The 16488-nt window shown below is 49.8% G+C and carries 3 protein-coding genes and 2 pseudogenes (1 of these 5 running past the window's edge); 3 read left to right on the top strand and 2 right to left on the bottom strand.

Going from position 1 to position 16488, the window contains the following annotated elements; all coding sequences use genetic code 11:
- Positions 1 to 45: 45 nt before the first annotated feature.
- On the bottom strand, positions 46 to 3126 hold the full coding sequence (locus tag NXS07_RS06695; RefSeq protein WP_258086418.1) for a non-ribosomal peptide synthetase: 3081 nt from the start codon (positions 3124 to 3126) through the stop codon (positions 46 to 48).
- A 315-nt stretch (positions 3127 to 3441) separates the two neighbouring features.
- Between NXS07_RS06695 and NXS07_RS21805 the strand changes: the two are divergent.
- Both NXS07_RS21805 and NXS07_RS06690 read left to right on the top strand, forming a co-directional pair.
- Positions 3442 to 3541 (top strand): annotated as a pseudogene (locus tag NXS07_RS21805) (transposase); the annotation flags it as partial.
- A 4-nt stretch (positions 3542 to 3545) separates the two neighbouring features.
- Positions 3546 to 3750: pseudogene (locus NXS07_RS06690) on the top strand (IS3 family transposase); the annotation flags it as partial.
- Positions 3751 to 4075: 325 nt separating this feature from the next.
- On the opposite strand, the gene NXS07_RS06685 reads toward NXS07_RS06690, so the two are convergent.
- Positions 4076 to 4891 (bottom strand): SAM-dependent methyltransferase, encoded by an 816-nt coding sequence (locus NXS07_RS06685; protein ID WP_038204041.1) that lies wholly within the window; start codon positions 4889 to 4891, stop codon positions 4076 to 4078.
- A gap of 802 nt (positions 4892 to 5693) precedes the next feature.
- Here NXS07_RS06685 and NXS07_RS06680 point away from each other — a divergent pair.
- A protein-coding gene (locus tag NXS07_RS06680; protein WP_258086417.1) for a non-ribosomal peptide synthase/polyketide synthase crosses the window boundary here: on the top strand, positions 5694 to 16488 show its 5' portion. It continues 18164 nt past the right edge of the window; 10795 of the gene's 28959 nt are visible here — the first part of the coding sequence; the start codon lies at positions 5694 to 5696; the stop codon falls past the right edge of the window.

Genomic DNA, 16488 nt, shown 5'->3' with positions numbered 1-16488 from the left:
GATAAATTAACTATTTAACACACATTTTCTGAGCGTATTTATCGATTACTCATCAAATATCATTTCCGATAATAAAGAGTGATATTTTTCAGATAACTCTTTTATTTCATCTATGTTAAATACATTCTTAGCGTAATTAAAACAGAGCGAAAAAGATTTCCCCTCATTGACAGAAAGTGTCAGTTCGAATCTGGCTTGTTTATTCATAATATAGCCGATTTGGTATTCACAACTATCTAAATACATTCTTTCAGGCATTGACGATAGGTAGTTAAAACAAACAGGGAAACGTAACTTCTCATTCCATCCTTTAGCGCGTACTTCGTTGATTAATTCATTATAAGGAAACATTTGGTTATCCAGGATAGTATTCATTTTCTGTTGACAACGTAACAACATAGTCCTGAAACTATCGTGATGATTTATAACATCATAATAAGTCACCATGTTAACAAAACAACCTAATAGTGAGATGTCTTCATATAGCATCCGATTAGACACCGGAATACCAATAGCGCTATTTTTATAACGAAGAGTACATTTAAGTAACTTGTTAAATGCGGTCAACATACAAATAAAAAGGGTAGTTTTCTGTTTTTTTGCAAATTGCGTCAGAGCCAAGGTTAATTCTACTGATATGGAAAACCAGTGGTTCTCACCTTTTACCTCTTCAATCGTTCTAAATTCAGATGCATCTGCACCAGCAAGAAGGTAATCTTCCATCGTCTTCACCCAAAATTTCTGCTCTTGCTGATAACGTATGGGTTTTATTTTTTTTTGCCATTGACAATATCGCTGATATTGTATTCCATTTCCTAATTTATAATGAAAATCCCCGGCTATATAGGCTCGCATATAATTAATAAACTGATTAAAAAACAAATTAATAGAATCATGATCAAAAACGACATGATGCACACTGACTAATAATATATTTTTTTGTTTTTCCAAAGAAAGTAATTTAAAAGAAATAGGTAGAGTCTGTTCTAAATCTACCTTTGGAAAATCAACAAAATCCAGTAAATGTTTAATGTCCATTTCATCAATTAAATCCAGAGAACGGGTGTAAACCTGTTGCAATATTTTTATCATCTCTACAGAATAATTTTCTTCAATACGAGAAAATTCATCAAGATCAAAACGACTCCGTAGCACTGAGTTACATTCCAAAATACGCTTTAGGCTCCATTCTATTGCTGAATTGTTTAGCTCTCCATTAATAATTAGATAGAAATTAATACAATAGGATGTGGGATCTGGGCTGATTTGATCTAACACCAAAAAATAATTTTGTTCATCAGATAATAAGCAATTGTCTCCATCTAGTATTTCGTCTTCACTAACATCAGCAACCTTATCATTGATGTAATCAGGAATAATAAAAGATAATAAATAAGGGGTTGCATTATTAAAAAATAGAGAATAATTAATATCACAAGACAATCTACGCCTAATTATCTGTCTCACCTGAATGGCTTGTAAAGAATTCCCCCCTAAATCAAAAAAATCATCATGGATACCTAGCTCCCGAAACCCCAATGCCTCCTGCCAAATATCGATTAGATCTTGTTGCAAATTGCTGACGGCTTTAACACAAGGGTATCCTAACTCTGGTCGAACTGGGCAAGGTAATGGTAATCGATTGATATCCAGCTTGCCGTTAGGTAATTTAGGTAAAGTTTCAATAAAGAGATAGTGAGATGGAACCATCACATCCGGTAGTCTCTTCCGCAAGAACAGTCTAATTTCGCTGATTGAGATAGGCTTTTCTTGACTGACAAGGTATGCGACCAAATACGGCTGGTCTGTTTTTTCACTCAATAAACAGACCAGTGCTTTATTAATTTCAGGAAATTGACGTAAAACCCTCTCTATCTCAGCGGGTTCAATCCGCACACCATTAATCTTCATTTGACGATCAATGCGTCCTAAATAGATGAGCTCACCCTGAGAATTAACTTTTCCTAAATCTCCCGTACGATATCCTCTGCTGAAAACATTCTCTGTTGTATAATTGAAAAAGCGCTGTTTGGTCAGAGATTCAAGATTAACATATCCCCGTGCAACACCTTCACCGATGATACAAATCTCACCACTCTGCCCAGCAGGAACCGATTGTAAATCGTCATTTACAATAATAATTTCACTACCCCGCAACGCTTTTCCCAGAGTAACCGGTTTTTCTTTTTCTAATTCGGTGAATGCTCCATTCGCTGTTGTTTCTGTCGGCCCATAGAGATTAAATATTCTTACGCCAGGGAGCTGCTGAAAAGTACGTTCTTTTAAATCATAAGAAACAGGTTCACCAGAAAGAAAGACCACTTTAGGGAGGGTAATTGAATTATCCGTATTAATTATATAATTCAGTAGTTCATCCCAGATGGTAGGAACACAGTAAATCGCCCCATTAGAGTACTGCTGATACCAGTTGAATAAAACTTCAGGCTCATACAGGCTATCAGCTGGCAGGATATGCAAGGTGTCCCCACGCAATAATGGTGCATATAACTGTGCTACCGCAGCAGCAAAACTAAGCGAAGACGTTAATGGTAATAGTGCTTGCGTTTGAGGCCAAAGATCCTGATTAAACCAATCTAAATAATAGCTCAAGTTACGGTGCTCTATGGCGACACCTTTAGGTATCCCTGTAGATCCAGAGGTATATAAAATATAAGCTAAATCATTGCTAAATACGGTAGGTAAACATCCTGTATTTGTTGGGGCTGAGAAGTCAATATCTTCTAAAGCGAGCACTGAGTGAAACCACGTGTCTAGCCTTCTTTTATTAATAATCGACCGTGTAGAAAGTAACAAAAAAGCAGAAGAGTCATCTAAAATTTTTGCCATTCTTTCTACTGGGTAAAAATGGGAAATCGGCACGTATGAAAAACCGGCTTTCAAAATAGCTAACAAAGCCACTGGCAATATCAGGCCAGGTTCAATATAGATTGCTATCTTCCCTTTGCGATGCATTGGATATTTTGATAAAAAATAATGTGCTAATAAGTCAGATTGCTGTTCTAATTGACTATAAATCAGTGTATTACCACAAAAATTGACAGCAATATTTTCAGGATTTTTAGATGCTATCTCTGAAATAACTTCAAATAAAAGTTTCTTTTTCATATTATTTCCTATCACCAATAGCATACAACAGGTAATATTTATCACTTACTCATATAAGCAATAAAAAATCTATTTACCCTAAACTTACAACAATATGTTTTATTTAGAAAACATTCACCACCTATACAATCGGTTGATTTAAAAGTAAAAAACATATCGTGAAAAATGTGTAATTATATTATATATACATTATTTAAACATACCATTAACAACATGTTATTTTTATGAAAATTTAAGAAAACAAATATAAACCACACACTAAAAAATAATCTATTTTGAACTGACGTACCGCTAATGCGGCTTGTCTGCTGATAATTGAATGCAAAACAAAAAACACGCTTTACTGACAGTCAGATCTTAGCCATCTTGAAACAGGCTGAAGCGGGAACCCCTGTTCCTGAACTTTGTCGATGGAATAATTACCGAGCAGTCGTGTTAAACAAACGTTGGAACCGCTCATTGAATGGGGAGGAAAATAGGTTTCAATCCGATGTGACACTGGCCCGGAATACACCAGCCATGAATTTCAGGAGTGGACGAAGGAACATCAATTTTATTCAGCCGGGAAAGCCCTACTAGCAGAATACTTATATCGAACGTTATAACCGAACTGTTCGTTATGACTGACTGGGACAATATCTATTTTCATCATTGAGTGAATTGCACTTAACTAACCGAATCTACCTAGACCAAATATTTTTCGTCCACTCTGCGACCAGGCAAGAATAAAACCACTCAAACAAAAAAAGTTACCCCCATAGAACCCGCATTAGAAAATATTTTTTGTAAATTTCATTTTGAATATTCGTACTGAATATTTTTCAGATGAAATATAATAAAAAAACATCATCAACGCCGCAAAAAACTTAAATTTGTCAATGAGGGTAACTGATTTTACATATATCATTTTTTATAAAATAGATTTATTAAAAGAAAGACACTCAGCATTCTATTTTTCAGCAACCACAATTAAATAAGTTGAATTATCATTGTATGGAGAACCATCCCAATCCCCATATAATTCGACTTTAGAAAATCCAGCTTCAAGACAAAGTTCTTTGAATTCAATATCAGTATAAATCCTCACATCATATGGTCTCAAAGAAATCTCTTCATTATTTTCGTTTAATAAAGACCATATCCCCTCTTCTCTTTTTGTTATATGATTAAATCTTCGTTTTGAAACTAAAGTCCTCCCTGATTGCAATTTTCTTTTTTCTTCCAACGGAATTCTACCATCTCCGAATGCAGGAACTGTTATCATGGTGTGCATAAGGAATTTACCGCCCTCTTTCAATGCATCATAAAAATTCCTTGCGGCATTAACATTTTCTTCATCGGAAAAAAATCCAAAAGAATAAAACATATTTATTAGCGCATCCACTTGCCTTTCCACTTTGAATGTACGCATATCATCTTTTTTGAAAATCACATCTGAATTCTGTACTTCTGCATGCCTACGTGCAATAGATAAGTGTTCTTCATTAACATCTATTCCGATAACATTGATACCCTTTTCTCTAAGAGCAACACTGTGCCTTCCATATCCACAGGGACAATCGATAAGATACTGCCCTGATTTAAGACCACATAAATTGATAACTCCGTCAACCTCTTTATTTGTTCTTTGTACTAAATTATTTTCTCCTTCAAAAAAAGTCTGTGTTGAATCATCCGCTTCTTTATATAGTTTCCCAAAGAAACCAGCATCTTCTTCCCACCACATTTTTTCTTCATTACTTTGGGTTACAATAATATCAGACATTACAACCTTCCATTTAAATTATTAATAAGAGGACAATGATTATTATTAATAATCATATTTTAGTTTGTGATTTAAATCACGCGTCGTTATATAGATATATAATTTTTAGTTATAATGAAATAATTATAACCATACTATTTTAGTTTCATTTTATATTATTACTAAAGGTGGCATAAAACAATAATAATCACCTGAAGAAAACGAAAGTTAATTTTGAATGGCTATTAATGAATACAAGATAATTAGCTTTGAAAACATTGAATAAAATATTAAATTAAGGATGAATAACAAATATTAGATAATAGATAATAGATAATAGATAATAAATAATAAATAATAAATAATAAATAATAAATAATAAATAATAAATAATAAATAATAAATAATAAATAACAATCTTATTATGGAGATCAGCCAAGTAAAATATTGATAGAATAAATAAACCCAATCAGTAATTTTTTAAATAATGTTATTTTGTTATAATTTTATTAAATATAATCATAGTGATATACCTTTTTTCATTCTCTGTTGTTGCTGTAATAAAGCTGATTTTATAAATACCTTAATGTTATTAAATAATTGCCACATATACTGACAGCAATAATACCGCAGCATCCAATCTACCACGACCAAACCACCAGTAATTTTAATGATACTTATCAAAAATAAATGAATTCTAACTCTTTTATAAGTGAGATTAAAAAAATAAAGTATCTGTTTATGAAATAACTCATTTTTCAATGTCCAGCAACGTCACATAACTCACATTCCATCCATTAGCCTAGCGAGCAGGAGTTAAGTAATGCCTATGCCATGCAATCGTATCAACAAAGATCAGCTTGCGTTTGAAAGTTCCTCTGAATCCTCCTCTTGCAAATTTTCGCTCAGTTCTACCCAACAAGTTGTCTGGCTTGACCAAATTCTCCATCCTGACAGCCCCAGCTACAATCTCGGTTCACTTGTCCTCATTGATGGAAAGCTGGATGAAACACTGTTAGTACGCGCCTTTGAAGCCGTTGTTTATCGTCATGACGCATTACGTTTACGACTCATCAATACCCAGAAACTGCCGCTTCAGGAACTTGTGGACATGCTCCCGGTGTCCGTGACAATTCACGACTTTTCACATCATGCCGACGCAGAAGCCCAAGCCGCACAACACATACGCACTGCTTTCATGCGTCCGTACGACTTGAGTGGGGAGTTATGGCGCGCCGAACTGCTACGAGTCAGTGATACACGCTGGTACTGGCATTTTTGTTGCCATCATTTGATCGGAGATGCCACGAATTTAGCGCTAATTCCCGAAGATCTTGCTAACACTTATCGTCACTTAATCAAAGGGGAGGCACTACCAGAAGCCGCTCCTTCCTATCTCGATTTTATTGCTGAGGATCGTGCCTATCTCGATTCACAACGCTATGTACATGACCGGCAATTCTGGTTGGAACGCTATGTGAACATGCCTCCTGCATTGCTCCAACCGCCTAATCCGGATAAAACGGCAGATCACGGACAAACCGAACCGGTACTTTGGCAATTGGATAAGGGGCTTTTCCAACGCATCGAAGCTATTGTGACCGAGCATGGGTTGTCTGTTCTGCACTTCATGTATGCCGTTCTGGCTTGCTATTTCGCCCGTACCACCCAGGCGGAGGAAATCGTCATCGGCATTCCCGTGCACAACCGCAAGAACGCCAGACAAAAACGCACGTTGGGCATGTTCTCGTCAGTCATTCCCGTTGGCATAACCATTACGCCTCATGACACCTTCCTTGATGTTATGCGCAAAGCCTCAGCAGAGCTGCGTCGTTGCTATAAACGTCAGCGCTTACCGATCGCGGAGATCAATCGGCATACACAAATCCAGCAGAAGACGGGACGCGCTCAACTATTCGACATCATGCTGTCATTTGAGTCGTTCCAAGCGAATGCTGAGATGCCCGGTGCCACGATCAAATACTCAAAAATACAACGTGGAACACCGTTTCCTTTCTTCGTCGCGATTTACCAATACGCATTTGCTAACGATGAGGCTGTCAATCAGCCCGTCACGATTGAATTCAATTACTCAACCCACTACCTGAACTGCGCTGAAGTCATGGCTCTCCAATCGCGTTTAGCCATGTTGATGGAGGCCGCTCTCTCTTCTCCCGAGACCCAGATCCGAAGCTTACCTGTCTTGCCGCCGGCAGAGCGGCAGCAACTGCTGGTGAACTTCAACGCCACCCAGACGGACTTGCCGCAGGACGCGTTGATCCACCCACTGTTTGAGGCTCAGGTTACACACAACCCCAACGCCACCGCCGTGGTGTACGAAGACCAGACACTCAGCTATGACGAATTGAACCGCCGCGCTAATCGCCTGGCTCACCATCTGATTGCGCTGGGCGTGCGTCCGGACGACCGGGTGGCGATTTGTGTCGAACGCAGCCTTGAGATGGTGGTGGGCCTGCTCGGTATCCTTAAGGCGGGCGGCGCCTATGTGCCGCTCGATCCGGCTTATCCGGCCGAGCGGCTGGCGTATATGCTCGATGACGCGGCACCGGTGGTCTTACTCACCCAGACGGGGCTGACCGACAGGCTGACCAGCCACGTGCCCACGGTGGTACTTGATGCCCAAGAATTCGCCATGACGGCGCAGTCAGTCCACAATCCGGATACGCAGGCGCTGGGGCTGACGTCACGCCATCTGGCGTATGTCATCTACACCTCGGGCTCCACGGGTCTGCCCAAGGGAGTGAAAATGTCTCTGGCAGCATTGTCGAACTTGTTGCAATGGCACCGTCAAAATCCTTCACATCTATCCGGAACCGGTAAAACGCTACAATTTGCCGCGCTTGGATTCGATGTCGCTTTCCAGGAGATATTTACGACGCTGTGCGAAGGCGGATGTCTGGTCTTGATTAATGAAGAAACACGTCGGGATCCTCAACAATTCCTCCGCCTGATTCAGCAAAAACAGATTGATAGAATCTTCCTCCCCTACATTGCGCTACAACATCTTGCCGAAGCGGCCAGTCACATTGAGGGAGATTTTTCTTGCTTGGCTCACATCATTACCGCTGGTGAGCAGTTGCGCATTACGCCTGCCATTCGCCGCTTTCTACAACGTTCTAGGTCATGCCAGTTACACAATCACTATGGCCCGACTGAAAGCCATGTGGTTACGGCATATACGCTGGACAAGAATATGGATCAGTGGCCAACTCTTCCTCCCATCGGTCGCCCGATTGCTAACACCCAAATCTACCTCCTCGACCCACAGGGTCAACCCGTCCCCCTCGGTATCGCCGGCGAAATTCATATCGCCGGCGCGGGTGTTGCCCGCGGCTACCTGAACCGCCCCGAACTGACTGCCGAACGTTTTCTTACCGATCCCTTTTCTGCAGATCCGGGCGCCCGTATGTACAAGACCGGCGACCTCGGTCGCTGGCTTCCCGACGGCAATATTGAATACCTCGGCCGCAATGACTATCAGGTTAAACTGCGCGGTTTCCGCATTGAGCTCGGTGAGATCGAGTCTCGGCTCATGCAATGCCACGGTGTGCGCGAAGCGGTAGTTCTGGCGCGCGAAGACGAGCCGGGTCACAAGCGCCTGGTCGCTTATCTGCGGCCAATGGACGGCGTTGAACTGGTTCCCGCCGAACTGCGTCAACAACTCACCCGGCACCTTGCTGAATATATGCTGCCCAGCGCCTTTATGACGCTCGACGCCTTCCCGCTCACCCCCAATGGCAAACTCGACCGTTCAGCGTTCCCTGCCCCCGACTCGTCCGCCGTAGTCACGCGCGGTTATGCCGCTCCGGTCGGCGAAATAGAAACCATTCTGGCCCAAATCTGGCAAGATTTGCTGAGACTGGAGCGGGTCGGCCGTCACGACCATTTCTTTGAACTCGGCGGCCATTCGCTGCTTGCCGTCCAGCTCGCCGCACGCGTACGTCAGGATCTGGCGCGGGAATTGCCACTACAGCAACTTTTTGCCCTGCCTCTTCTGGCGGATTTGGCCCAAGCGCTCAGCGGGGCTTCGGCAATCGCTCAGGTCGTTATCCCCGTCGCCGATCGCAGCCAGCCGCTCGCGCTGTCCTTCGCCCAACAGCGGTTATGGTTCCTTGCTCAGCTCGATCCAGCCGCCAGTCTGGCCTACCATATCCCGGTGACACTGCGCCTTACCGGCCAACTTGACCGCCACGCGCTGACCACCGCGCTCGATCGTCTGGTCGCCCGGCACGAGAGTCTGCGTACCCGCTTCGTACTGATCGAAGGCCAACCCTGCCAGCACATTGATCCCGCCGACGTCGGCTTTGCCCTGTCCTATCAGGACCTGCGCCCGCTGGACCCGGCAATGCACACTCACCGCATCGCCGAACTTGCCGACCTTGAGGCGCAGACGCCCTTCAACTTTACCCAAGGCCCGCTGATTCGTGGTCAACTGCTGCAATTGACGGACAAGGAGCATGTGTTGTTGCTCACCCAGCATCACATCATCTCTGACGGCTGGTCTATCGGGGTACTGGTGCACGAACTGGGCACCCTCTACCATGCCGCCCTCGACGGCGACAGCGATCCCCTGCCGCCGCTGTCCCTCCAGTACGCCGACTATGCTGTCTGGCAGCGCGACTGGCTGCAAGGAACCGTCCTCACTGAGCAGCGTGACTTCTGGTGTGCGCAGCTCCAGAATGCCCCGGCCTTGCTGGCACTCCCTACCGATCGACCACGCCCACCCGTACAGCGCTATGCCGGCGGCCAAGTCCCCTTCCGGCTCGACAGCGCCTTACTGACGTCGCTTAAGGCGCTCGGACAACGCCACAACACCACCCTGTTTATGACCGTACTGACCGCCTGGAGCATCGTCCTCACCCGACTGAGTGGTCAGGATGACATTGTCATCGGCACTCCCGTCGCTAACCGTCCACACCGCGAGTTGGAGGGTCTGATCGGTTTCTTCGTCAATACTCTGGCCCTGCGCGTTACACCGGGTGATGCGCCCCGTGTGGCCGATCTGCTCGCACAGGTCCGTAAACGTGCACTCGCCGCCTACGCCCATCAGGATCTGCCCTTCGAGCAGGTGGTAGAAGCGCTACAGCCCGAACGCAGCCTGAGCTATAGCCCAGTCTTTCAGGTGATGCTGTCCTTAAACAACACGCCGGCCCAAGACCAGACATTACCCAGTTTGCAGATCTCTCAGGTTGAACAGGAGAGTCATAGCGCGCACTTCGACCTGATGCTGTTGCTGACCGAAACCGAAGCGGGTCTGGTCGGGGGGCTGGAATATGCCACCGATCTGTTCGACACCGCGACCGTTGAGCGCATGGTCGGCTATTTGCAGCAGGTGCTGACAGCAATGGCAGCCGATGCGACACAAACTCTCGCATGTCTGCCAATGCTGCCAGACTCGGAACGGCAACAGTTGCTGGTGGACTTCAACGCCACCCAAGTAGACTTCCCACAGGATGCCCTGATCCACCAACTGTTCGAGACTCAAGCGGCACACAGTCCCGACGCCACCGCCGTGGTATGCGGGGAGCAAGTGCTCAGCTATGACGAACTGAACCGCCGCGCCAATCGTCTCGCCCATCATCTGATCGCACTGGGCGTACAGCCGGACGATCGGGTGGCGATTTGTATGACACGCAGCCCGGAGATGGTGGTCGGTTTATTGGGTATCCTCAAGGCGGGCGGCGCCTATGTGCCACTCGATCCGGCCTATCCGGCCGAACGGCTGGCCTATATGCTCGATGACGCCGCACCGGTGGCCTTGCTCACCCAGACAGCGTGGGTCGATACGCTGGCCAGCCCCGTGCCTACGGTGGTGCTCAACGCCCAAGCACCGGCTCTGTCGGCACAATCGATCCACAACCCAGAGGCACAGGCGCTGGGGTTGAAGTCACGCCATCTGGCGTATGTGATCTACACTTCCGGCTCCACCGGCCTGCCCAAAGGGGTGGCGATCGCCCACCGCAATACGGTGAATTTCCTCACCTGGGCGCAACGGACTTTCAATCCGGAGGAGTTGGCGCATACCCTGTTCGCCACCTCACTGAATTTTGACTTGGCGGTGTACGAATGCTTTGCGCCACTCGTCTCTGGCGGCACGGTTCATCTCGTTCCTGATGCGCTGTCACTAGTCACCACCGGACAGCCGGTCAGCCTGATCAATACCGTGCCGTCAGCTATCGCGCATTTGATCGAGGCTAACGCGGTTCCCGTGACCGCCCGGACAGTCAATTTGGCCGGTGAAGCATTGAAACCGCATGTCGTTGAGCATTTGTTTGCCCACGCCTCCATACAGAATGTGTGCAATCTGTATGGCCCCTCTGAGACGACGACTTATTCAACCTGGATACGGATGAACCGGACGGAGGGCTTTGTCAGTCATATCGGCCGCCCGATCGCCAACACGCAAATCTATATTCTCGATACCTACGGTCAGCCCGTTCCCCTTGGCGTGGCCGGCGAAATCCATATCGCCGGCGTCGGCGTGGCCCGCGGCTACCTGAACCGTCCTGAACTGACTGCCGAGCGCTTTCTTACTGATCCGTTCTCCGCCGATCCGGATGCCCGGATGTACAAGACCGGCGACCTCGGCCGCTGGCACCCCGACGGCAATATCGAATACCTCGGCCGCGATGATTTTCAGGTCAAACTGCGCGGCTTCCGTATCGAACTCGGTGAGATCGAGGCGCAACTGATGCAATGTCGCGGTGTGCGCGAAGCGGTGGTGCTGGCACGCGAAGACGAACCGGGACAGAAACGTCTGATTGCCTATCTGCGGCCTCTGGACGGCGTTGAACTGGTTCCCGCCGAACTGCGTCAGCAACTCGCCCGGCATCTTGCCGAGTACATGTTACCCAGCGCATTTATGACGCTCGATACGTTCCCGCTCACCCCCAACGGCAAACTCGACCGTCAGGCACTCCCTGCTCCCGACCTGTCTGCTGTGGTGGCACGCGGCTATGAAGCCCCGATCAGTGAGGCAGAAACCGCCTTGGCGCAGATCTGGCAAAACCTGTTGGGGCTGGAGCGAGTCGGCCGTCACGATCACTTCTTTGAACTCGGCGGCCATTCGCTGATGATCGTCGGTCTGATCGAACAGCTATACGACTTTGGTTGGCGACTTGATGTCCGCAGTGTGTTCGCCGCCCCCGTTCTCACTGAGATGGCGCAGGCTATTCAGAGTGACGCCAGTGCCTTCGTCGTACCGCCTAACTGTATCCCCGAAGGCTGTACCGCCCTCACCCCCGACATGCTGTCTCTGGTCTCGCTATCTCAGGCCGAGATTGAGGCCATCGTCGAAGCAACTCCCAGCGGAGCAAGCAATGTGCAGGATATCTATCCGCTGGCACCGTTGCAGGAAGGTATCCTGTTCCATCACCTGTTGCAGGCGCAAGGCGATACCTATTTGTTGCAGAGCCTGATTGCCTTTAACACCCGCGAGCATCTTGATACTTTCCTGTCCGCCTTGCAGCAGGTCATCGACCGCCACGATATCCTGCGCACCGCCGCCTGCTGGCAGGGGTTGGCGCAGCCGGTTCAGGTGGTCTGGCGTCAGGCGCCACTGTGTGTCAATCACTTTACCCCAGCCACGGCCGACGATATCCCGGCTCAGTTATCAGCCCACACCGATCCGCGTCGGCACCGTCTCGACCTGAGCCGTGCACCGCTGTTCACCGCCGACATCGCCCACGATCCGGCACAGGATGAATGGCTGCTGGCGCTACGCTTCCACCATCTGGTCAGCGACCATATGACACTGGAACTGATTTTCGCGGAGATTGCCCAAATTCAGCAGGGACATGCCGAGTCGCTACCCGCCGCACTGCCCTACCGCAACTTTATCGCCCAGACTCTGAGCGTACCGGCCGCAGTGCATGAGGCCTACTTCCGTGACCAACTCGCTGACGTTGATGCACCGACGGCACCGTTCGGCGTGCTCACCCTGCCGGGCAATGATGAACCCATCGCCGAAGCCCATCTCCCGCTCGCCCCCGCTCTGGCAGAAGCTATCCATGCCCAGGCTCGTCGTCTGGGGGTCAGTCCGGGCGTACTGTTCCATGTGGCCTGGGCTCAGGTACTGGCGCAGACCAGCGGCCGCGACGACGTGGTCTTTGGCTCCGTGCTACTGGGCCGTCTACAAGGGGTCGCGGGCGCTGCCCGAATATTGGGGATGTTTATCAATACCCTACCGGTGCGGGTTTCTCTGGCCGGCCACAGCGTGCAAGAGGTGGTGCAGGCCACCTATCGCAGTCTGACAACGCTGCTGGAACACGAACAAGCACCGTTAGCACTGGCGCAACGCTGTAGCAGTGTGACCCAACCGATGCCGCTGTTCAGTACCTTGCTTAATTACCGTCACAGCCAGACCAGTGAGGCCAACGCGGTTGAGACGACCCGGGCAGGGATGCGCATCGTCGCCACAGAGGAACGAACCAACTATCCGCTCACCCTGTCGGTCGATGATCTGGGAACCGGTTTCCGTCTGACCGCCCAGACGGTGGCGGGAATCGATCCGACCCGCGTCACCGCCTATCTCGCCACGGCCATCAGCGGCTTAGTTGATGCCCTGGCACATAACCCGCAACGATTGATCCGGAATGTGCCGATCTTACCGCCGACAGAGCGGCAACAACTGCTGGTGGAGTTCAACGCCACCCAGTCGGATTTCCCGCAGGACGCGCTGATCCATCAATTGTTTGAGGCTCAGGCGGCGCACCATCCCGATGCCACCGCCGTGGTATTTGAAGGTCAATCGCTGAGTTATCACGAACTGAACCACCGCGCCAATCGTCTGGCTCATTATTTGATCGCGCTGGGCGTGCGCCCGGATGATCGGGTGGCGATTTGTGTCGAACGCAGTCTGGAGCTGGTGATCGGCTTGCTCGGTATCCTCAAAGCGGGCGGCGCCTATGTGCCGCTCGATCCGGCTTATCCGGCCGAGCGACTGGCCTATATGCTTAATGACGCCGCGCCGGTGGCCTTGCTGACCCAAACGACACAGATCGACAAGCTGATCCATCATATCCCCACAGTGGTACTCGACGCCCAAGAATCGGCTATAGCAGCACAACCGACCCACAATCCGGACGCTCAGGCACTGGGGCTGAAGTCACGCCATCTGGCGTATGTGATCTACACCTCCGGCTCCACCGGGCTGCCCAAGGGAGTGATGGTCGAGCACCGCAGTATCAATCGGCTGGTCATCAATAATCCCTATGCAGACATCGGTTCGGACGACTGTGTTGCCCATTGTGCCAATATTGCCTTTGATGCATCAACATGGGAGATCTGGTCTGCCCTGCTGAACGGCGGGCGCCTGCATGTAGTTTCACCATCAGCGCTGCTCGATCCGGTACGTTTCCGCGATTCGCTGGTCAAAGGACAAGTCACCGCCCTCTGGTTAACGGCCGGCTTGTTTAACGAATATCTCGGCGATCTTGAACCCCTGTTTGGACAATTGCGTTACCTGCTCATCGGCGGCGATGTACTCGACCCGCGGAAGATCCAGCGTGCACAGTTAGCTGAGTGTCAGCCGACACACTTGATCAACGGCTATGGCCCAACGGAAACCACGACGTTTGCCGCAACCTATCGTATTACCTCACCCGTCGATGTTGCTCGTCCCATTCCTATCGGCTGTCCAATCGCCAATACCCAAATCTATCTCCTCGACCCGTATGGTCAACCCGTTCCCCTCGGTGTCGCCGGCGAAATTTATATTGCCGGTGCCGGCGTTGCCCGCGGTTATCTGAACCGCCCTGAACTGACTGCCGAGCGCTTCCTGGCCGATCCGTTCTCTTCAGACCCGGACGCCCGTATGTACAAGACCGGCGACCTCGGCTACTGGCGACCCGACGGCAATCTCGAATACCTCGGCCGCAATGACCTTCAGGTTAAACTGCGCGGCTTCCGTATCGAACTCGGTGAAATCGAAGCCCGGCTGGTGCAATGCCACGGCGTGCGCGAAGCCGTGGTTGTGGCCCGTGAAGACGAACCGGGCCACAAGCGTCTGGTCGCCTATCTGCTGCCACAAACCGGCGTTGAACTGGTGCCGGCCGAACTGCGCCAGCAGCTTGCCCAACACCTCGCCGAATACATGCAGCCCAGCGCCTTTATGACGCTCGACGCCTTCCCGTTGACCCCCAACGGCAAACTCGACCGTCAGGCGCTCCCTGCCCCCGACCTGTCTGCCATAGTGACACGCGGCTATGAAGCGCCGGTCGGTGAAATAGAAATCGCACTGGCTCAGATCTGGCAAAACCTGCTGAAACTGGAACAGGTCGGCCGACACGACCACTTCTTTGAACTCGGCGGTCACTCATTGCTTGCCGTCCAACTCGCCGCACGCGTACGCCAGCAACTGGCACAGAAGCTGTCATTGCAGCAACTCTTTGCCCAGCCCCTCCTGACGGATCTGGCTCAGACGCTCACCGACGCTTCGGCAATCGCTCAGGTTGTTATTCCTGCTGCCGATCGCAGCCAGCCGCTCGCGCTGTCCTTCGCGCAGCAGCGGTTGTGGTTCCTCGGCCAGCTCGATCCCGCCGCCAGTCTGGCCTACCATATTCCGATGGCACTGCGCCTCATCGGTAAACTTGACCGTCACACGCTGACCAGTGCGCTCGATCGTCTGGTCGCCCGGCACGAAAGCCTACGCACCCGCTTTGTAGTGATCGAAGGCCAACCCTGCCAGCACATCGATCCCGCCGATATCGGCTTTACTCTGTCTTGCCAAGATCTGCGCCCGTTGGATCTGACAGCGCGTGCGAATCGTGTCGCCGAGCTTACCGCCTTCGAAACCCAGACACCCTTCGACTTTGTGCGGGGGCCGCTTATTCGCGGTCAACTGCTGCAACTGACGGACGCGGAGCATGTATTGCTGCTCACCCAGCATCACATCATCGCTGACGGCTGGTCCATTGGCGTCCTGATGCACGAACTGGGCGCGTTCTACCGCGCCGCCCTCGACGGCTACGATGATCCCCTGCCGCCGCTATCTCTCCAGTACGCCGATTATGCCGTCTGGCAGCGTGACTGGCTGCAAGGCGCAGTCCTCACTGAACAGCGTGATTTCTGGTGCGCCCAGCTTCGGGACGCCCCGGCTCTGCTGACACTCCCCACCGACCGACCACGCCCGTCGGTGCAGCGCTACGCCGGCGACCGGATACCTCTTCAGCTCGATACCGCCCTGCTGGCATCGCTTAAGGCGCTCGGACAGCACCATCACACCACCCTGTTTATGACCTTGCTGACCGCCTGGAGCATCGTCCTCACCCGGCTGAGTGGTCAGGATGATATTGTTATCGGCACCCCGGTCGCTAACCGCCCACACACGGAGTTGGAAAACCTGATCGGTTTCTTTGTCAATACCCTGGCCTTGCGCGTCACACCGGGTGAGGCTCCCCGTGTGGCGGATCTGCTCACGCAGGTTCGTGAACGGGCGCTTGCTGCCTATGCCCATCAGGATTTGCCCTTCGAGCAGGTAGTGGAAGCATTGCAGCCCGAGCGCAGCCTGAGCTACAGTCCGGTCTTCCAGGTGATGCTGGCTTTAAACAATACTCCGTCCCAAAACCTGGCATTGCCCGGTCTGCAACTCGCTCCCG

The organism is Xenorhabdus bovienii, from assembly GCF_024721015.1.
In the GTDB taxonomy this organism is placed as follows: Bacteria; Pseudomonadota; Gammaproteobacteria; order Enterobacterales; family Enterobacteriaceae; genus Xenorhabdus; species Xenorhabdus bovienii.
Note: the sequence above shows the minus strand (reverse complement) of the source record. Positions and strands in the feature narration are given on the sequence as shown.